At 33.0% G+C, this 20,133-nt stretch carries 14 protein-coding genes and 1 pseudogene; 5 read left to right on the forward strand and 10 right to left on the reverse strand.

Annotation, left to right across the window (positions count from 1 at the left end):
* Together Q361_RS14025 and Q361_RS06345 are read left to right on the forward strand one after the other, a co-directional pair.
* Positions 1 to 123 (forward strand): annotated as a pseudogene (locus tag Q361_RS14025) (PorP/SprF family type IX secretion system membrane protein); the annotation flags it as partial.
* A 45-nt stretch (positions 124 to 168) separates the two neighbouring features.
* Positions 169 to 687: a gamma carbonic anhydrase family protein gene (locus tag Q361_RS06345; RefSeq protein WP_103725887.1), complete on the forward strand. Its 519-nt coding sequence runs from the start codon at positions 169 to 171 to the stop codon at positions 685 to 687.
* Between the two features lie 3 nt (positions 688 to 690).
* Here Q361_RS06345 and Q361_RS06350 read toward each other — a convergent pair whose 3' ends face one another.
* From Q361_RS06350 to Q361_RS06360, 3 genes are read right to left on the reverse strand one after another with little or no spacing between them, the layout of a single operon-like run.
* Positions 691 to 1,608: a geranylgeranylglycerol-phosphate geranylgeranyltransferase gene (locus Q361_RS06350; protein WP_103725888.1), complete on the reverse strand. Its 918-nt coding sequence runs from the start codon at positions 1,606 to 1,608 to the stop codon at positions 691 to 693.
* A gap of 23 nt (positions 1,609 to 1,631) precedes the next feature.
* Positions 1,632 to 2,570: a mevalonate kinase family protein gene (locus Q361_RS06355; RefSeq protein WP_103725889.1), complete on the reverse strand. Its 939-nt coding sequence runs from the start codon at positions 2,568 to 2,570 to the stop codon at positions 1,632 to 1,634.
* Between the two features lie 12 nt (positions 2,571 to 2,582).
* On the reverse strand, positions 2,583 to 3,662 hold the full coding sequence (locus Q361_RS06360; protein ID WP_103725890.1) for a diphosphomevalonate/mevalonate 3,5-bisphosphate decarboxylase family protein: 1,080 nt from the start codon (positions 3,660 to 3,662) through the stop codon (positions 2,583 to 2,585).
* Between the two features lie 193 nt (positions 3,663 to 3,855).
* Here Q361_RS06360 and Q361_RS06365 point away from each other — a divergent pair, with 193 nt between their 5' ends.
* Complete coding sequence (locus Q361_RS06365) at positions 3,856 to 4,332, forward strand: TspO/MBR family protein (protein WP_103725891.1); 477 nt, start codon at positions 3,856 to 3,858, stop codon at positions 4,330 to 4,332.
* A gap of 2 nt (positions 4,333 to 4,334) precedes the next feature.
* Here Q361_RS06365 and gldD read toward each other — a convergent pair whose 3' ends face one another.
* From gldD to mutY, 3 genes are all read right to left on the reverse strand, one after another.
* A complete protein-coding gene (gene gldD, locus Q361_RS06370; RefSeq protein ID WP_103725892.1) occupies positions 4,335 to 4,898 on the reverse strand; it encodes a gliding motility lipoprotein GldD in 564 nt (187 codons plus the stop codon).
* A gap of 65 nt (positions 4,899 to 4,963) precedes the next feature.
* Entirely contained in the window at positions 4,964 to 5,392 is a 429-nt protein-coding gene (locus tag Q361_RS06375) for a single-stranded DNA-binding protein (RefSeq protein ID WP_103725893.1), read from the reverse strand.
* A gap of 102 nt (positions 5,393 to 5,494) precedes the next feature.
* Complete coding sequence (gene mutY / locus Q361_RS06380; RefSeq protein WP_103725894.1) at positions 5,495 to 6,559, reverse strand: A/G-specific adenine glycosylase; 1,065 nt, start codon at positions 6,557 to 6,559, stop codon at positions 5,495 to 5,497.
* Between the two features lie 131 nt (positions 6,560 to 6,690).
* Between mutY and Q361_RS06385 the strand changes: the two genes are divergently transcribed.
* Together Q361_RS06385 and Q361_RS06390 are read left to right on the forward strand one after the other, a co-directional pair.
* The gene (locus Q361_RS06385; protein WP_103725895.1) at positions 6,691 to 6,984 is read left to right on the forward strand and encodes an HU family DNA-binding protein; all 294 of its coding nucleotides are present in this window, start codon (positions 6,691 to 6,693) and stop codon (positions 6,982 to 6,984) included.
* A 388-nt stretch (positions 6,985 to 7,372) separates the two neighbouring features.
* Positions 7,373 to 8,926: an Rne/Rng family ribonuclease gene (locus Q361_RS06390; protein WP_103725896.1), complete on the forward strand. Its 1,554-nt coding sequence runs from the start codon at positions 7,373 to 7,375 to the stop codon at positions 8,924 to 8,926.
* 67 nt (positions 8,927 to 8,993) lie between these two features.
* Here Q361_RS06390 and pbpC read toward each other — a convergent pair whose 3' ends face one another.
* From pbpC to Q361_RS06410, 4 genes are all read right to left on the reverse strand, one after another.
* Entirely contained in the window at positions 8,994 to 11,366 is a 2,373-nt protein-coding gene (gene pbpC, locus Q361_RS06395) for a penicillin-binding protein 1C (RefSeq protein WP_103725897.1), read from the reverse strand.
* Between the two features lie 49 nt (positions 11,367 to 11,415).
* Positions 11,416 to 17,094 carry an alpha-2-macroglobulin family protein gene (locus Q361_RS06400; RefSeq protein ID WP_103725898.1) on the reverse strand — a complete coding sequence of 1,893 codons (5,679 nt, stop codon included), beginning with the start codon at positions 17,092 to 17,094 and terminating at the stop codon, positions 11,416 to 11,418.
* A 212-nt stretch (positions 17,095 to 17,306) separates the two neighbouring features.
* Positions 17,307 to 19,178: an OmpA family protein gene (locus Q361_RS06405; protein ID WP_103725899.1), complete on the reverse strand. Its 1,872-nt coding sequence runs from the start codon at positions 19,176 to 19,178 to the stop codon at positions 17,307 to 17,309.
* 20 nt (positions 19,179 to 19,198) lie between these two features.
* Positions 19,199 to 20,125, reverse strand: coding sequence for a PorP/SprF family type IX secretion system membrane protein (locus tag Q361_RS06410; RefSeq protein WP_103725900.1), 927 nt, complete (start codon positions 20,123 to 20,125; stop codon positions 19,199 to 19,201).
* Positions 20,126 to 20,133: the final 8 nt, after the last annotated feature.

Here is a 20,133-nt window from a genome sequence, read left to right on the forward strand (position 1 = left end):
ACGTATTCTCATTTATTAGGAAATGTGAAATTTGACAACGGTGGGTTTCATCAAATAACGCTTGGGTTTAATTTGTTTTGCTCTCCTGATAAATATGATTGTAATTGTCCAGCAAACAACTAAAATATTAATCCCGTTTAAAAACGGGATTTTTTATACATTTACGACATGATTATAAAAACAGTAAACGGAAAATCGCCAAACATACCTAATGATTGCTATATCGCTGAAAATGCTACAATTGTTGGAGATGTTACATTTGGGAGTCAATGTAGTGTATGGTTTAACGCAGTAATACGAGGTGATGTACATTATATAAAAATTGGAAATAAAGTAAATATTCAAGACGGTGCTGTAATTCATGCCACCTACTTAAAACACCCAACACATATTGGGAACAATGTATCTATAGGTCATAATGCAATAGTGCATGGTTGTACAATACATGACAATGTTTTGATTGGTATGGGAGCCATTGTTATGGATAATTGTGTTGTAAACAGTAATTCTATTATAGCTGCAGGTTCGGTAGTTACGCAAAACACCATTGTAGAATCTGGTGCAATTTACGCAGGTATACCCGCAAAAAAAGTAAAAGACATCAATCAATCAGATTTTGCTGGAGAGATAGAACGAATATCAAACAACTATGTGATGTATTCTGGCTGGTTTAAAGAAGATGAATAAATTCTATTTTACAATATAGTTTCTTCCATGTATCAAAACTTCGGGATCTATAAGTATAATGCTAAAAACACCTAGCAGAATAATTAATTTAAGTAGAAAATGAAGTTTTATAAAATGCTCTTTTTTATCTGCTTGAAATAAAGCCAACAAAAACATGATAAGTAACAATATACTGCCGTAAAAATATATATCCATATAACCTACTTCAAATATTTCTACCAAAAAATAAACAGGAATTACAGTAAATAATGTTAGTACTAAAATCACATTTTTAGCAAAATTTTCACCAAACCGAACAGGTATCGTTTGGTAATTGTTGGCAATATCTCCTTGTATATTTTCTAAATCTTTTACAATTTCTCGAATGAGCAATATCAAATACAAAAAACTTGCATGCGCAAATATTTGAGCATAGAAATTTTTATAATGCATTAAGATAGCAAAAAAAGGAAGTATTGCCATAAAGGCTGCCGTAAGATTTCCAATGATAGGGTATTTTTTTAGCTTATGAGAATAAAACCAAATTAAAAAAATATAAGCCGAAAAAAATAGAACAGCACGCCAAGAGACCAACATAGCCAAAAAAACCACTACAAAATTGATAGAAAAATAAACTTGCAATTTAGTTTTTTGACTTACTAAACGATCTATTCTAGATTTATTAGGTCTATTTATTAAATCTTTTTTACTGTCGTAAAAATTGTTAATTATATACCCAGAAGCAATAGTTAAACTAGAGGCTAAAACCAAAATAAACAAATTAAAATCGAGCAACACGGTTAATGCTCTCATTTCTGGGGCAAGAATAAATATTGCCGATAAATATTGCGCAACAGCCACTATAAAAACATTGTAGCCACGCACAACCGAAAACATACTTAAAATTTTAAGTAAGATTATTTTGTTTTTTCTAGACAACATAAAAAGTAGAGTTTCAGTGTCGATTAAAACTGATAAACTACCTCAAGTTTATAATCTTTTAAAGATTGTTGTGCTTTTTCCAAATCTTGAGTGAAACCCAAAATATAGCCACCTCCACCAGAGCCACAAAGTTTCAAATAGTAATCGTCTGTGTCAATTCCTTTTTGCCAAACATGATGAAACTGTTCGGGAATCATAGGCTTGAAATTATGTAAAACAACCTTAGACAATTTTTTAGTATTGGAAAACAGCGATTTTTTATCACCCCCTAAGAAGTTTTCAACACAAGCATCGGTATATTTTACAAATTGTTCTTGTAACATTTTACGGAAGCCCTTATCTTTTAAATTTTCCATAAAAATATTTACCATTGGAGCCGTTTCTCCAACAATACCAGAATCAATAAGAAATACAGCACCTTTACCTTGCGTATTTTGAGAAGGTATACCAGTTGCTTCTATATTATCTTTAGAATTTATTAAAATAGGAATACTCAAATAGCTATTCAATGGGTCTAAACCAGAGCTTTTACCATGAAAAAAAGATTCCATTTCAGAAAAAATGGTTTTCAGTTGCAAAAGTTTTTCTCGAGTAAGATTTTCCAAAACAGTAATTTTGTTTTGAGCATATTTATCATAAATAGCTGCAACCAAAGCACCACTACTTCCTACTCCATAACCTTGCGGAATACTAGAGTCAAAATACATACCTTTTGAAACATCATCTTTGAGTTGCTCTAAATTAAATGTAACCAAATCAGGTTGATTTTGCTGTAATTGTTCTAGGTAATGAACAAATCTTTGCAAACTTTCATTCGATTTTTTTGCTTCTTCAGATGGGTTTTGATCTACTTTTAAAGCTCCATTATAAAAATTATAAGGAATAGACAAACCTTTGGAATCTTTAATGATTCCGTATTCTCCAAAAAGTAAAATTTTAGAATAAAAAAGTGGTCCTTTCATAATTACTTGGTATTAAGCTAAACGTTGTGCGCCAAAACCTATTTCATCGCAAATATAATGACCGTTTTGACAATAGCCAACTATTTCTGAATTAATAAATTGCAAAACAACTTCTTTATCTTTTTCAGGATATAACATGTGTACATTAGCACCTGCATCTAGAGTAAAACAAACTGGTATTTGTGTGGTTTCTCTAAATTGCCAAATGGCATTTATAATATGCAATGTATTGGGTTTCATTAATATAAAATAAGGCATCGAAGTCATCATCATAGCATGAAGAGTAAGGGCTTCACTCTCAACTATTTTAATAAATTCTTGTACATTACCATTTTGTAAACACAATTTTAATGCCGAAAGATTTTGATGCGCCTGAAAAAATCTAGTTTCTGCATAAGGATGATTGTGCATAAGGTTATGACCAACGGTACTTGATACTTGTTTTTCGCCTTTATCTACCAACAAAATAGTATCTTGATAGTTTTTAAAAACCTCATGCAAAGGGGTATTAAGAGGCACTCCATACAAATCGGAACTTTGAAAAACCTCTTGATGTCGCCCCCAAACCACAACACTATCTTTTATGCTACGGCAAGCACTACCCGAACCTAAGCGAGCTAAAAAAGATGCTTTTTGGTATAGAAACTCATCTACAATAGATGGATTGAGTAGTTTTTCCAATTGCATAATGCAAAAGGACAAAGCTGCCATTCCAGAAGCCGATGAGGCAATACCAGAGCTATGCGGAAATGTGTTTTGGGTATTAATGGTAAAATGAAAAGAAGTTAAATAAGGACAATACGTCAAAATACGCTGAAAAAATTGCTCAATTTTAGGTTTAAAATCATCTTTGGGTTTGCCGTCAAAAAACAAATCGAACGAAAAGGTATCTGAACTTGTTTTTGGCGAGTAATCGAGCTTTGTTATGGTTTTACAGTGTTGTAAAGTAAAACTTAACGAAGGGTTTGCGGGTAACTGTTCGCCACGTTTGCCCCAATATTTTACCAAAGCTATATTACTCGGCGCACTACAAGTAATACTGCCCGATTGTTGAGAAATACTAGATTTATATACAAATTGTTCAGTAATCATAATAAGTAGGTGTGTTACTATGCCAATAGTTTACTTTATAGCCCTGATAGAAGCGTAAATCCTTTGCGGAGCAAAGATTGCAGCGTATAGCAGGAAATGCCATTATAAATAAACCTATTGTTTCGCTTCTTAATAATAGCTACAAAGGTAGGAGTTTTTAAGGCTATTTTTGTACTTTTGAAAAAACGATTGTATGCAAAAATTTTTAAGACCTTTATTGATTGTGGTTACGTGTTTAACGATTGGTTATTTATCGGGAATGGTAACGCGGGAAAATATTCCAAATTGGTACGTACACTTAAAAAAACCTTCATTCAATCCGCCAAATTGGGTGTTTTTTCCTGTATGGACTGCGCTATACATTATGATGGGTATTGCCGCAGGAAGAGTATGGAATTTGTTTGAAAAACAACCCAAAGAAGTTAAATCGGCTTTGCAATATTTTATTATTCAGCTTGGTTTAAATTTTTTGTGGAGCTACATTTTTTTTGGTTTACACAATTTACTTTTAGCAAGTATAGAGGTAATTTTACTATGGTTGATGATATTTGAAACCTACAAAAAGTTTGATAAACTAGACAAACTAGCCGCTAAAATGTTGATACCTTATTTAGCTTGGGTTAGTTTTGCAAGTGTACTTACAGTGAGTGTTTGGTATTTAAATAGATAATGTTATTTCCATTTCATGGTTTCCATAATATGTCTAATATCTTTTTTAACATAATCGGCAGCTGGTAAAATAGAATCGAAATTTGGTTTTGCGTAAAAATACATCGAACCCGTTACAAAATGATGAATACTATCGGTGAGATAGAATTGTGCATTTGTTGCAGCATTGCCTCCAACTTGATAAAACATACCGTACACCTTTCTGTCCTGATTTACAAAAGGCTGCTCTACTATTTCGTCGGCTTTAATAACGTGCTCATAGGTAAGTTTTTGAGCGTCTTTTAACAATGTACTCAAGTTAGATTGTACTGGTTTGTAGGTTATGTAAACCGTAGCTTTCATAGCAGGGTAATGCAATGTGAAGCCGCAATTTTCTTTTGAGGCAATTTTTGCTTTATCATTCATTTCAAACTCAAAAGGGCAATTGTTTTTTGCTACCGCATATTTTGCCTTTGGGTATTCTAATCTCAAATAGGAAGAAGGCTTTGGGAGAACATCTTCTTTACAACCAATAAAAAAAAGGGTACTTAACGTACCCAAAACGGAAAATAAAATTTTTCTATTCATGTAGAGCATTGAAAAATGTACTGTTATGAACGCAAAAAGCAAGCTTTTATTTTAATCTCAAAAAATTAATACGACAAATCATCTTGCTGAGAGTGTAAATCATCAGAAGTATGGGTTTGTTCTACATTAATTCTTTGCGATCTAGCCTCTTGCTCTTTTCTAACATTTAAAAAAGTAAATTCTGTAACTTGAATTTCAGTAGTGTACTTTGTTGTACCGTCTTCGGTTTGCCATTGACGCGATTTTATTCTGCCCTCTACATAAATTTTATCGCCTTTAGAAAGATATTTTTCACAAATCTCGGCAGCTTTATTTCTTACCACCAAATTGTGCCATTCTGTAGAAGTAATTCTTTCATTTGTTTGCTTATTTATATATACTTCATTTGTGGCAAGCGGAAATCTTCCTATGCAATTACCTCCCTCAAAATAATGCATTTTAATGTCATCTCCAAGATGACCTATCAGCATAACTTTATTAATTGTCCCGTTCATGGTAAAAATTATTTTAAAACTCTCAAAGATACAATTATTTTTGAAAAAGATATTCATTAATTATTAAAAACAGAACATTTTAATCAAAAATTAAATTATTTGTCAAGAAAATAAATAATTGGAAAAATAGTCTTTAAAGTGTTTTTCTATAAATTTCCAAATGATTATCGGGAACGGGTATAAATGTAAATCACTCACTGAAACAGCGTTTTGTAAAGAAGCATCAACACGAACTTCAAAAAAATTAATATGTAAACTTTGATGTGAGAGTTTATGAATAATAGGTTCGTTATTTAATTGACAAACAGAATTTAAGTCATAACTGAAGAATTGTTGTTGAATATCTTTTATAATTTTGGCGCTATTTTCATTTTTATGATATTCCAAACAAGTAAATTCGTACAAATTATGCCAAATATCTTTTTGTGTGCGCTTGTTAAGTAATGTGTTTTTGTGAGCGTCTATAAATATTACATAATTTAAATAACGTTGCTTTATTTTGGTCTTTTTTAATTTAACAGGCAAGTCTTGCACCGCTTTTTTCTGCAAGGCATAGCAACTATCGTTTAAAGCACATACAGCACAATCTGGATTTTTCGGCACACATTGTAAAGCCCCAAACTCCATAATAGCCTGATTAAAAACATCTGGAGAAGCTTTATCTAGAAGTTCTTGAGCAAGCGCAGTAAACTCTTTTTTTGCTTTGGTTGATAAAATATCTGTATACAAACCAAAATAGCGAGACAAAACTCGATACACATTACCATCTACAACAGCCACCGGCTCTCTATAAGAAAACGAAGCAATAGCGGCCGCTGTGTAAGTGCCAACACCTTTTAGTTTTAATAAATCTTGATAGTTATTTGGAAAAACGCCATTAAAATCACGAACTATTACCTGCGCTGTTTTATGCATATTTCTAGCCCTAGAATAATACCCCAAACCTTGCCACAGTTTTAATATATCTTGTTCGGTGGCAGCAGCAAAATCGTTTATGGTTTTAAATGATGATACAAATTTATTGTAATAAGACAACCCCTGCGCTACACGTGTTTGTTGGAGTATAATTTCAGACAACCAAACATGATATGGATTGGTGGTTTCGCGCCAAGGCAAATCTCGTTTATGCTGCAAATACCATCGAATAATTGTTTTTGAAAAATCCATACAAAAAAATGAGCCTCAAAAATAAAAGTTTATATGATTAAATTTTAGTTAATTATAGTTGAAAAATTGTTTTTTTAATTTGTATATTTGCACTCTCAAAAAAATTAGACAAATTTTAAAAAAGAAAGAAAATGACGAAAGCAGATATCGTAGCTAAAATTTCGGAAAAAAAAGGATTGGAAAAAATAGATGTTCAGGCTGTTGTTGAGGCTTTTATGGACGAAGTTAAAAATTCTTTAGAATCTGGTGACAACGTATATTTAAGAGGCTTTGGAAGTTTTATCATTAAAACAAGAGCTGAAAAAACAGGTAGAAATATCTCTAAAAACACTACAATAAAAATTCCTGCACACAACATTCCTGCATTTAAACCTGCAAAAGTGTTCGTAGAAGGGGTAAAAACAAAAACTGAAGTAGCAGTTTAAAACTTATTTATTAATCACAAAAACTACATGTTATGCCAAGTGGTAAAAAAAGAAAAAGACATAAGGTAGCAACTCACAAACGTAAAAAAAGAGCGAGAGCTAACCGCCACAAAAAGAAAAAGTAGTTTAAAACTACTTTTTTCTTTTTAAACGTTCATTGAAAACGGATTACAATCAAATAAAAATAGTAAAAACACCTGTTTTATAGGGAAAAAAACTATGGAGAAATTTGATTGATAGAAATCCAACGGGTAAATCCTGTAAAAAATGTTTAATCCATCCTTACGTTAGCTACCAGTAGTTAGCTATCAGCAATTAGCCAAAGTTATTGAGCTAAAAGCTAAAAGCTAAAGGCTAAAAGCTTTTTGTTGGGATAAAAATTTACAACATGAATAAAGAATTAATCATCCGAAGTGGTGAAAATGCTGTAGATTTTGCCTTATTAAAAGATGGAAAACTCATTGAATTACATAAAGAAGAAGAAAAAAAATCGGGAGATTTTATCGTAGGTGATGTTTTTATTGCCAAGATAAGAAAACCTGTAGCTGGCTTAAATGCTGCTTTTGTAAATGTAGGCTTTGAAAAAGATGCCTTTTTACATTATCATGATTTAGGGCCGAATTTAACTTCTTATTTAAAATTCATAAAACTTGTAAGCGCAGGTAAAATAAAAGATTATTCACTCAAAAATTTTCCTTTTGAGCCAGAAATTGATAAAGATGGCTCTATTACAGATGTATTAAGTGCAAATCAATCGGTTTTAGTACAAGTGGTTAAAGAACCTATATCAACCAAAGGGCCTCGAATGAGTTCTGAACTCTCATTTGCAGGAAGATATTTGGTGCTTGTGCCTTTTTCAGACAGAGTTTCTGTTTCACAAAAAATTGAATCTAGAGAAGAAAAAGATCGATTAAAAAAGCTAGTACAAGCTGTAAAACCTAAAGGATTTGGGGTTATTGTACGTACAGTAGCCGAAGGTAAAAGTGTTACCGATTTAGAAAAAGATTTGCAGTCATTATTAAACAGATGGACTGCAATGTGTAAGAAATTACCAACTGCTCATCATCCGTCAAAAGTATTGAGCGAATTAAACAAAGCCTCTGCTATATTGCGAGACGTGTTTAACGATACTTTTACAAGTATACAAGTAGATGATGAAGAGTTGTACCAAGAAACAAAGGACTATCTAGCCGAAATAGCTCCTGAAAAACAAAATATTGTTAAGCTTTATAAGTCTAATGATGTTCCAATTTTTGAGAAATATAGTATAGAACGACAAATTAAAACTTCTTTTGGTAGAACTGTATCGATGAGCAAAGGCGCTTATCTTATTATAGAACATACAGAAGCATTGCATGTAATTGATGTAAATAGCGGTAATCGTTCTAACAAAGCTACGAGCCAAGAAGATACTGCACTAGAAGTAAACTTGATAGCCGCTGCCGAAATTGCTAGACAATTACGACTAAGAGATATGGGCGGCATTATTGTAGTGGATTTTATAGATATGCAAAATCCAGACAATAGAAAAGTTTTATACGATTTCTTGAAAGAAGAAATGAGCGATGATAAAGCAAAACACAAAATATTACCTCCAAGTAAATTTGGTTTAGTACAAATAACTAGACAAAGAGTACGCCCGGAAGTAAATATTGAAACTAGGGAAGAAAACCCTAACAACCATTTATCTGATGATATTGATGCACCTATATTAATTGTAGACAAAATACATCATGATGTGGAACGATTATTACAAGACCATAAAAAAGTTGTACTTAATGTACACCCTTTTGTGGCAGCATACCTTACTAAAGGTTTTCCATCATTACGCACGAAATGGCTACTCGAGCATAAAAAATGGGTGAAAATTATACCTCGTGACGCTTACACGTATCTTGAATATCATTTTTTTGATAAACAAGGAAAAAAAATATCAAATTAATTCTAGCGATAGAACTACAGCAAAAACAAACCGCCTTTCAAAATGATTGGCGGTTTTTTTTATGGTTTTATTCTCTTACAAACTCTACTTTACGCCTTATTTCATTACCCAACGCATCTACAACAACTATTGTATGTGTGCCTGTTGAAGCCTCTATTGCCATTTCGTGAAAGGTTTGTGTAATTCCTTTGTAAACATTGTCTACATACCAATAAAGTTTTGATTCTTTATTGGAACAAGCTACCTTAAAAATTACAGGTTGTATGGTACTACTAAAATTTTTTGTTAAATATATCTTACTATTTGTTTTAGGATAAATAAAGTCCATACTGTGTTGCGGTAAAACAATACAATCGGGTCTAAAAGGCGGTAATGGTTTGTAATCTATATGTAAACTTTTGTAATACCACTCCATAACAGGTGGTAGTACAAACCATTTTTTACTGATAATATTGTCTACACTTTCACAACTACTATTTACTTGGTATTGCTCGCTATAATCAAGGTGTACTAATTTGTGATACGGACAAACACTTGTTTTTTTTCCATTTCGAGTAATAAGTTGTTTTGTTTTTGGGCAATCATCTTGTGCCAAATGTCCACTTTGAGCGCATACTTCGGCATATTCTAAATCATTTAATGGTGTTTGAAACCATCCTGTTTTGGGCAATGTATTAAAAACATCAAACAATATTGGTGCTGCGCTTTCTATTCCAGTAAGTTGTGGTCTTCCTTCGCCAGAAGCATTACCTACCCATACTCCTACTACATACCTAGAATTGGTTCCGATAGCCCAAGCGTCTCTATTGCCAAAACTTGTTCCTGTTTTCCACGCAAGTTGTAAAGCAGAATCGTAAAATTTCCAAGCTTCATCTCCTTGTGGTCTATTAACTTCTTTCATAGCATTATAAGTAAGGTATATTGAGCCTGCTCCTACTATGTTTTTTTCGTTAGAATTATGTCCGTAATCTTGCTGAAATCCTTTTACAATATTTAATTCTGCGAATTCTTTAGTTCTATATTCATGTGTTTGATTGTAATAATTTAATGTTGATGTAAGATTGGCATACGTTCTACACAAATCCCAAAGATTACTTTCTGCTCCTCCTAAAATGAGTGAAAGACCATAATGATCGGGGTGTTTATTAATGTTTTTAAGTTTATATTGTTGAAGTGTTTCATAAAACTTGTAAACACCATGCTCTTGCAACATTAACACCGAAGGGATATTTAAAGAACGAGACAAAGCACGTTGCGCAGGTACAGCACCATCGTAAGTAAAATTGAAATTTTGAGGTGCATAACCCGATATTTGAGTAGGAATATCGGCCACAAGAGTATTGGGTAAAATTTCTCCTTCGTCGAGCATAGAGGCAAATAGTAAAGGTTTTAATACGCTACCTGTACTTCGTGGAGCTGTAATAATATCGACATCTTTATCATGAAGCAAATCGGTAGGTGCATTGCCAACATAACTTACAACATCTCTATTTTTTATATCAATAACCAAAATGGCTAAATTGTGTACTTCATTTTGCTTGTATTGATTGTAATAGTAACTCGCTATTTGGTTTACCCTGTTTTGCAAATTGACATCGATAGTCGTAGTAATTTTTTCACCTTGATGTGTTTTAGCTACTTTATGTAATAAATGTGATGCAATTTGAGGCAAATTATACGGTTTTTGTGGCAGAGGTTCTTGCATCGATAATTCTAAGGTTGTTTTATCTATAACATGCTCTTGATATAACTTTTGTAATAAGGCATTGCGCTTTTTAAGTAATATCTCTTGATTTTTACCCGGGTATATTAGGCGAGGAGCATTGGGTAAAACGGCAAGAGTTGCGCTTTCTGCCCAAGATAATTGATGTGGTTGTACCCCAAAATACCTCCACGATGCCATTTCTAAGCCCACAACATTTCCGCCAAAAGGAGCATGAGCAGCATACAACTCTATTATTTTATTTTTAGAATAACGAAATTCCAATCGAGTTGCTAAAACAATCTCAATAAACTTTTCAAAATAAGTTCGCTTTTGATTTTTTCTAGAAAGCCTTATTACTTGCTGCGTTAATGTACTTCCGCCTCTAACTACTCTCCCTGCCTTTTGGTTTTGGCGCAACGCTTTATATATCGCTACAGGATTAAACCCCCAATGATGAAAAAAATGCTCGTCTTCGTAATACACAATACATTTTTTAAATTTATCAGGAATACTATCATTGGCAGGGAAACGCCATTGCCCATCAGAAGCTATTTTAGCGGCTAATAAATCACCTTTACTACTTTCTATTACAGTAGCATAAGGCTCTTGAAAAAGAGTTCTTGGCAATGAAAAATAATAGAATAACAAAATCAAACATAGTGCAGTAGATTTTTTTTTGTTACGTAAAATCCATTGCCTGATGTTGTAAACTAAACGTTTTAATACGACTATCATATTTTTAATATACCGAATAGGTTAAACCCTATTCGGTATTTGTATTCAATTATTTTACAACTTCAACCCATTGTCCTTTTGTTCTCGCTAAGAAATCATGATCATACATAGCCTCACATTGTAAACCTGGTAAATAATATTTTCCAAGATAAGACGCATTGAGTAAAAGCTTGAATGTTCTAGTTTCGTTTGCTTTTAGTCCAAAATAGTAATTGGCTCTATCATCACGAATATCTATATAATCGGCAACATTTTCGGTAGCATTGCCAAACTCGGTATATCTTGTATTAACAATTTCAAATCCAGATGGCAAAATTTGAGTAAGTGCCACATTAGGCACAAATTCATTTTTATGATTTGTTAATGTTACTTCAGCTATAAACTCCGTTCCTTGTGCAATTTTAGTTACATCTATTTTAGTGCCTTTTCTGTCTTTAAAAATAATATTGGCCGCCAAGTTATACTGAATAGGTTGTTCTTTTCCAACTGGCAAAATACCACTATTTGTTATTCTAATGTATATTGTATTGCTTTTATTGTTTTTAATCGTTAAGGCATTGCTACCAGAAGATACGATCAAAGTTCTTTGTGCTAAAGCTTTGTTTGATGTTATAACATTTGGTTTTTTTGCATTAGTATAAGACACAGCAATGCCTTTTCCTCCATTAAATTTGGCAAATTTTGCCATAGCATTTAAAGCATACGCCGTTGTTTGTGTGCTCATCCAAGTATCGCTAGAAAGATTTCTTGCAAGTTTGGTTGCCATAGTAAATGCTTTTTGCTTTTGACCCAATAATAGTAAGGTTTCCAATGTCATTGCTCTATTTCTATCGGCAGAACCGTAATAATAATATACTTGTTCGTTGGTTTCGTCTATAGAAGACTTACTGAGTAATGCTAAACCTATATTATTTTGCTTAATAAGTGCATAGGTAGCTGCCAATCTAATTTTTGCCTCGTTGCCTATACCTTTTGTTTCCCGCAAACGGTTCATAGAAGGCAAGTCTGGGCTACCTGCCAAAGCTAAAGTATACAATCTATAGGCTTGAGCTAAATCGGTTTGGTATCGACCTTCAAAATGCCATTGTTTTGCCATTTTTTGTTGGTATCCAATCCATTTTTGTTTAAATCCAACAGGAATAACATAGCCTTTGGTTTCTGCTTCAATTAAAAAATGTCCTGCATAACTACTACCCCAATCATCGGCTTCATGTAGGCCTTGCCAATAGCTAAATCCGCCATTTGCCAATTGAAAGCCAGCTAATTTTTGAATACCTGCCGTTACATTTTTTTGAATTGTAGCTTTTTTTGAAGCATCTAAATCAATAACATCTGAAAGGTACAACTGCGGAAATACAGAAGATGTAGTTTGTTCTACACAACCATGAGGATATTGTATAAGATAGTCCAAACGTCTGCCAAAATCAATTGTTGGCATCGATGAAACTTCGAGCATTGCTTTATTACTTCCAACTACGCCAAATGTTGTCCAATTTATTGTTTTAGTGCTATTTGGTTCTAAAATCACATCTGTATACGTATGAGTAACAGGGTTTGGATTAAATACATCGACCTCTACATCATATACCGATTTTTCTTTGCCAGAGGTGGCTATAATTTGTATTTTTCCAATGCCTGAAATGTTGCCTACATTTAGATTAAAAAACGCCATTTTTTCATCGGGTGTTGGAAAAGAAAGTTTTTGAGTAGTATTTCCTATTACTCTAACGGCATTGTTTGTTTTTATTTGAAGCGTAACATTTTTTACATGATTTTCCATTGCAAATACTGTTACTGGTAATGTTACATTTTCTGAAGGCGATATTTTTCTAGGTAAAGAAGCCAAAACCATCAATGGACTGCGTACTGCTGTTGTTTTTTCTGCTGCTCCATAAGCATTTTTCTCTGCATTTGCCGCTACAACCATAGTCCGAACAGAACCTATATATTTTGGCAATTTAATAGTGTGTGTTTTACTTCCTCCATCTAGTTTAAAAGGACCTAAAAACATTACTACAGGTTTAAATCTATTTGCTTTTTTGGCTTTGCCTCCTCCTAAATCTTCATCACCACCAATACTAAATACTTGGTTAACTTTACCTCCATAGGCACCAATTACATCGTCGTAAATATCCCAAGTACGCACACCTAAGGCTTCGCGTGAGTAAAAACTTTCCCAAGCATTTGGAGTTTTAAAACGAGTTAAATCGAGTAAACCTTCATCAACTACAGCAATGGTATACGTCATGGCTTTGCCATTTTTTTCGGAAACTTTAATATTTACAGATTGTTCAGGCTTCAAAACGTTGGGCATTGTAATTTGAGGCTCAAGAACTGTACTTTTGTCTGTAACTTCGATAGGTACAATGCCATACATACGAATAGGAGAGTCGTTTTTTGTATTGGCATGAGGCTGTAATAAACTAATATTAATGTACACATTTGGTGCCATGTCGGCAGTGATTGGCAACTCTACTGTTGTTTCTCCTTTTTGTGTTTTTGTCCAAAGTGTTTTAACTACTTTTGACCCATTTTCTATAGAAATTAAAGCTCTGCCTCCTGCACTAGAAGGGAAGAAAATTTTTGCGGTTTGTCCTACACTATACTCTTTTTTATCGGTATTAAAACGTAGCATGGTTGCTTCTTGTCCATCTGTATTTCTTGAACGTGAAGACCAATATGGATAATCTATAAACACTTTTTGTCCTGCGGCATGACCTCCGTTGGAATCATAAACTCTTATCAAGTAACTTCCCCAATCGTCTTCGGGTACCGAAAAAGCCACGCTTCCTTTCCCTGAAGCATCGGTATTAATACGAAATAATTTGTAGGCTGTTGTAGCACTAGAACTATTGTAACTTGATAAGTTATCGTTTGAAGCATCCCACCACCAACGAGATTCCATCTTATAAACGCGCACTTCCAAATTTTTAACCGAAACGGGGGTGCCCGTTTCTGAAAGTGACACCACATCAAAACGATTCACTTTGCCTGTTTCTATAAGTCCGTACTTGTTAGGCTCTGGTGTTTTTAATCCCACATATACTTTATATGGCGAATAATTCATTGAAGCAACATCGGTACTTACATCGCCTCCTTGCTCGTAAACTTTAGTTATAAAAGCAGCTTTGAGCATACCAGGAGCTTGACCTTGTATATGCGGATTTATAGAAATTGAAGCCCTACCGTTTGCATCTACTTTTCCTGAAAACACATTTACTTCTTCAGTAGAAAAATTTCGAGTAGGATCGTCAAATACATAATTAGAATATCCTTTAAAGGTTGTAACTTGTTGAGAAAATTTTGCTTGAACTTCTGTTTTCAAATCTTTTGCTACTGCTCCATGTAACCACAAAACTTGTATGTTATTGCTATTATTTTTACCTGCCGAAAGTAATCCTTGGTTAAAACTATTTTTAATTTTTAAACGGTTTGGCTTAATGGTTTCAACCTTTATGCTTTTGTAAAAATGTGCGCCACCTACACTTACCATTGCTTCCCAATTACCTGTAGGTGATTCGGGTTGTGTAGGCACTGTAAATGTATAATGGTTTAAAGCATTTTTTACTTGAACGGTTTGGTATGTTGTTTTGCCACTAGGATCATTCAATCGGAACTTAATAGGATGGTTTTCTGGTATTTTATTACTATTATCGTTTAATATGAATGATAAATACATCGTGTCGCCAGGACGCCAAACACCTCTTTCTCCGTAAATATATCCTTTAATTCCTTTTTCGAGTGTAGCACCAGATACATCAAAGTTACTTACAGACAAAGACAACTCATCGTCCATTTTTACATAGGTAGTTTGTGTACCTTTATTTACAATAGCAAAATAGGTCATTTTTTCTAAATCGAAACTTGCCATTCCATCACCATCTGTAGAACCTTCGGCTATTTTTTGTTGTTGATAATTATACAATTCTACTTTTGCACCCGAAACAGGATTCGTCGAAATGATATCGCTTACAGCAATAGTTACCGATTTGTTGTTGCCTCTTTTTGCAATAACACCTAAGTCTGACGCAAGTACATTTGCCCCTACTCTAGTGTTATAATAATAGTAATCGGTACATGGATCTTGGCTTTGTCTCCACTCATAATCTTCTTCATAGTAATAATCGTAACCATAACCACTGTAATTTACATCGTCTTCGTTTTCTTCTTCGTCATCTGTATTTGTAGATGTTTCTTCATTGCCTGCTGTACATTTGTATAAAGAATATTTCTTTTTAAACGAAAACTCTACGCGGTATATAGCTCCTGGTTCTGGCTTTATTATTTTTGAAATATCTAATGCGTAAACATTCCACTTTGAATAATCTAAAAGGTTGTTTTGTTTGAGTTCTAGCGTAGATTTGGCAATTGGTTGGCTTACTTTTCTAAGATTTTGTGTGCCGTTTAAATCGTTGTCTTGTAAAAATTGTAATACATTGTTTTGATAAATTTTATAAATTTTAACGTCTACCGATTTTAAATTGGCAGCTTCAAAATTTATCTTCAAATTTGACGAGCTAGGTAAAATCGTTCCGTTTTTTAAAAATCGAACGGCTGGTTTTATCGCATCAAACTGAATTTTTTCGGAATAATTATTTTGCATTTTAGTGCCAAATTCATTTTGAATTCCTTGAAATATTTCTACATTTTTTAATCCAGAAAAAGACTGTCCTTCATCTGAATTTTCTACAGGTTGTACCACATCTTGCGGTTCGTATACAGCTACCGCTGCAGTATCTACGGCAACAGTTACCGAATCTACTACCGCAATTGTACTATCTACTACGGCTGTTTCTACTGGAGTTGCTTGTTGTATTTGTTGTTTGTCTTCAGGGCGTGTATTGTCAAAAAATACTTTAAGAACATTGCCCATAGTGGCAAATTTTAAATTATCGGTATTTTCTATATTGACTAGACCTTTAAAATCTTGATCTTTTTTTAGTCTATCTGAAAAATTGATAAGTAAAGATTGATTGTTCTCATCTCCAATTTTTACACTTAATACTTTAAAATCGTTTTTGCCCGGAATTTCAATGGTAGTTTCACCTTCCTGATCATCAATATCGGCAGCATCTCCATCCCATTTAAGTTCGACTTCGCTAGTAGCATCAAAGCGTTGAATACTATCTATCATAAACTTAAATTCTGTTTTTGTACTTGCAGCTTTATCAAAAATTATTTTTAAATCATCTCCGTTTTGTGTAGCTTCTATAAGTTTTTTTGCCTCATCAAAATCTAAATCATCTGCAGTTTTTAGCTTTCCATATTGATAATAATAGTCTTGACTATACGATTGCAAATCTTCTGTTGTAACGGTAAAGTCTTGTTTGATTGTTTTAAAAGAGAAGTTAAATTTTTGAAGCTCTTCTTTTGGAACATTTGTAATTTTAGTTAAATCTAAAGTGATTTGATATAACGTGTTTTGATCTAGCTTTTTTTTAGGAATAAAAGCTATGGTATTGTTGGATAATGCTATAACTTTTCCGCTTACACTAGGCGATATGTCAAAAATATCTTCATCTAATTCTTGATTGAGTTTCCAATCGTTTTTATTGAAAGCCAATTGAACTCTAATATCTGAATTTACAGACTGAAACCCCGAAGTAAAGCCCGAAATATAATCTTTAAATAAAGAAGCGTCAGAATCAAAATCGGCAGCCGATTTTTTAGAACAAGAATGCAATACAAATATTGCCAAGAACAAAATGAGTGACTTAAGGGTTTTCATAAATTTAGGAAAAAGAGTTTGATTTTACTTAAAACAACAGATGCAATAATTAAACCAATAACTGAATATTAATAAAAATTATTGTAGTAAATGTAGGATATTTTTTAACAAGAAATACTTGCATAAAAAATTAATTTTCAAACCATAACAAATACATAAAGGCTACCCTATTTGGGTAGCCTTTATGAAAATTTAAAATACTTATTAAAGTATTATTTTTTTACGATAAGGAATTCAGAACGTCTGTTTTTAGCATTTTGTTCTTTGGTACATCTATCGCATTTTTCAACAGGTTCTTTTTCTCCAAAACCTTGTCCAGAAATACGATCGGCAGAAATTCCTTTAGAAATAACATATTGTACAGAAGCTTTTGCTCTACGATCTGATAAGCCTAAGTTGTACTCGTCATCACCTATATTATCGGTGTGTGATTTTACAAAAATAACCATGTCTTTGTGATCGTTCATAACCTGAACTAATTTATCTAGCTCAAAAGCACCTTGTTGTGTAATATTACTCTTATCAAATTCAAAATAAATAGGTTGTAATACTACCTCTATTGGAGTAACAATTTCTTCTATTGGATTAAGTTTAGCATCTACAGAAGCTTTTGGTCCTTTGCTTTTTGCAATAGCAAATGTATTCCCCTCGAATTTGTCTTTTGAAGCTTGTACTGTATAGGCTTGGTCGCACTCTACTCTAAATGAAACGGCTCCTTTATCGTTTGAGGTTTCTGTAGCAATCACATTGTTTTTACTATCTAAAATAGAAACTTTTGCTCCTGCCAAAATTTCTCCTGTTTTAGAGTTCGTAACAATAGTTTCAACATCTACACCACAGATAGGAGTAGCTGTAAAAATATCATCGTTACCGTTACGGTTACTTGAAAAATATCCGAAGTTTTTAGAACCATTAAATGTAAAAGAGAAGTCGTCTTTTTCAGAGTTTACTGGTTTTCCTAGGTTTACTGCTTCTGAATTTTTGCTTAAATCAACACTAAACACATCGTAACCTCCAAGTCCTTGTTTTCCATTAGATGAGAAATAAAGTGTTTTGTTGTCTTCTGCAATAAAAGGGAAACTTTCATTACCTTCTGTATTTACATTACCACCCAAACAAACAGGTGTACCAAAACTTCCGTCGGCTTTTATTTCTACTTTCCAAATATCTACGCCTCCTTTTCCTCCAGGCATATCTGAAGAAAAATATAACGTTCTACCATCTTTACTTAAAGCTGGATTACTTGTAGAATATTCTGCACTATTAAATGGTAATGGTTTAATATCATTCCATGTTTCGCCATCGTTACTTGTAGCTTTGTAAAGGTTGTTTTTTCCTAATTTTAAATGAGCTGCTTTATTTTTAGTATAAAGGTTTTCTCTAAAACTATCACTCGAAAAATAGGCTGTTTTACCATCTGTGCTAAAAGTTATTGGCCCATCATGGTATTGAGAATTAAGTGAAGCTATTGCTGTAGGTTCAGAATAATTTCCACCATCTCCTAAGGTAGATTTATACAAATCTAGATAAGGTTCGTTGTTCCAGCCATAATTTTTCTTAGCTGCATTTCTAGCACTTGTAAAAAACAAATTATTGTCTTTTAATAAAGCTCCAAACTCCGATTTTTCAGAATTTATAGCTAAAGCGCTTACTGTATATTCTGGAGATTTTTTTAATAATTTCGGAATATAGTTTGGATTTTCTTTAAATGATTTTGCACGTAAATCGTTTGGATATGCTGCTGCAAATTTTGACATCACTTTATTCGATTCTTCATATTTGCCGTTTGCTTTAAGCATTTGTGAATAACGGAAATACGTTTCTGCATCTTGATTGGTTTCCATTGCTTTGGCATACCATTTTACAGCTTCTGTGGTATTAAACATATTATAGTAGCTGTCTGCCAATTGTTTATACACATATCCGTCTGCTTTGTCGTTTTCTACCAATTTTAAGTAGGCATTGGCAGCTTTTACATATTCGTATCTAGCAAATAGTTTATCTGCACTTTTTGTATCGTTGTTTTGCGCATAGATAGAAGAGCTAATTGCTGCAAAACTTAATGCTATATATAATTTTTTCATTGGACTACGTTAGTATTATATTAGAAATATCTTGATGATTGTGATACTTTTTTGTTGAAATTCAAATTGAAAAGCAACATAAACTCATGAGAAGCTGGAGTTGTAACTTTCAAATCGGAAGTAATATGGTCGTATGCATATCCAATTCTTAAGTTTGGAGATAAACCATAGCTTACCATAGCTCCAAATGAGTCTTCAAATCTATAAGTAGCTCCAATTTCAAATTTCTCATTGAAAAGGAAATTGGTAGAAAGATCAAACGAAGTTGGTGCATTGAATGCCGTTTTTACCATAGCAAAAGGTTTGAATTTTACACTTGGGCTCAAATCAAATACGTATCCACCTGTTAAAAAGTAATGCAATGTTTCGGTACCATATTGTCTTCCGTTAAAATCAAGATATTTAGATTTTAACATGTTTGGAATAGATAATGAAACATAATACTTATTGGTATAATAAAATAAACCTGTACCAACATTAAAAAGGGTTCTTTTTGGATTCATAGTTCCATTTGCAAACGCATCATCCCCTACATTTGGTAATGTAGGGTAGATGGTCATGAAATCTATTTTATGAAAAGTTGCACCTCCTTTTAATCCAAAAGCAAGTTTAGCTTCTTCACTTACTTTTAAAGTATATGAAAAGTCTGCATACACATTTGTTTCTTCTACAGGACCTATTTTATCATTTAAGGCAGATAATCCTAGACCTACGTTTTTACCAACAGGACTGTGTAGAAAAAAAGTACCCGTAGTTGGAGCGTCTTCAATTTCTACCCATTGTTTTCTATATAGTAATCCACCTGCCAAGTTTTCTTTAGACCCTGCATAAGCTGGATTTACTACACTTAGGTTATACATATATTGTGTATAATGTGGATCTTGCTGTGCATTAACATCAAAATATGTCACTAGACCAAAAGCTAATAGCAAAGTTAATTTTTTCATTTTCTTGA

The sequence above is a fragment of the Flavobacterium croceum DSM 17960 genome (genome assembly GCF_002917885.1).
Taxonomy (GTDB): Bacteria; Bacteroidota; Bacteroidia; order Flavobacteriales; family Flavobacteriaceae; genus Flavobacterium; species Flavobacterium croceum.

Coding starts and splice junctions, on each gene's coding strand:
- Q361_RS06360 (WP_103725890.1), bottom strand. CDS start 3,662: ATGATTACTGAACAATTTGTATATAAATCTAGTATTTCTCAACAATCG.
- pbpC (WP_103725897.1), bottom strand. CDS start 11,366: ATGATAGTCGTATTAAAACGTTTAGTTTACAACATCAGGCAATGGATT.
- Q361_RS06400 (WP_103725898.1), bottom strand. CDS start 17,094: ATGAAAACCCTTAAGTCACTCATTTTGTTCTTGGCAATATTTGTATTG.
- Q361_RS06405 (WP_103725899.1), bottom strand. CDS start 19,178: ATGAAAAAATTATATATAGCATTAAGTTTTGCAGCAATTAGCTCTTCT.
- gldD (WP_103725892.1), bottom strand. CDS start 4,898: ATGAATAGAAAAATTTTATTTTCCGTTTTGGGTACGTTAAGTACCCTT.
- mutY (WP_103725894.1), bottom strand. CDS start 6,559: ATGGATTTTTCAAAAACAATTATTCGATGGTATTTGCAGCATAAACGA.
- Q361_RS06345 (WP_103725887.1), top strand. CDS start 169: ATGATTATAAAAACAGTAAACGGAAAATCGCCAAACATACCTAATGAT.
- Q361_RS06355 (WP_103725889.1), bottom strand. CDS start 2,570: ATGAAAGGACCACTTTTTTATTCTAAAATTTTACTTTTTGGAGAATAC.
- Q361_RS06375 (WP_103725893.1), bottom strand. CDS start 5,392: ATGAACGGGACAATTAATAAAGTTATGCTGATAGGTCATCTTGGAGAT.
- Q361_RS06390 (WP_103725896.1), top strand. CDS start 7,373: ATGAATAAAGAATTAATCATCCGAAGTGGTGAAAATGCTGTAGATTTT.
- Q361_RS06350 (WP_103725888.1), bottom strand. CDS start 1,608: ATGTTGTCTAGAAAAAACAAAATAATCTTACTTAAAATTTTAAGTATG.
- Q361_RS06410 (WP_103725900.1), bottom strand. CDS start 20,125: ATGAAAAAATTAACTTTGCTATTAGCTTTTGGTCTAGTGACATATTTT.
- Q361_RS06385 (WP_103725895.1), top strand. CDS start 6,691: ATGACGAAAGCAGATATCGTAGCTAAAATTTCGGAAAAAAAAGGATTG.
- Q361_RS06365 (WP_103725891.1), top strand. CDS start 3,856: ATGCAAAAATTTTTAAGACCTTTATTGATTGTGGTTACGTGTTTAACG.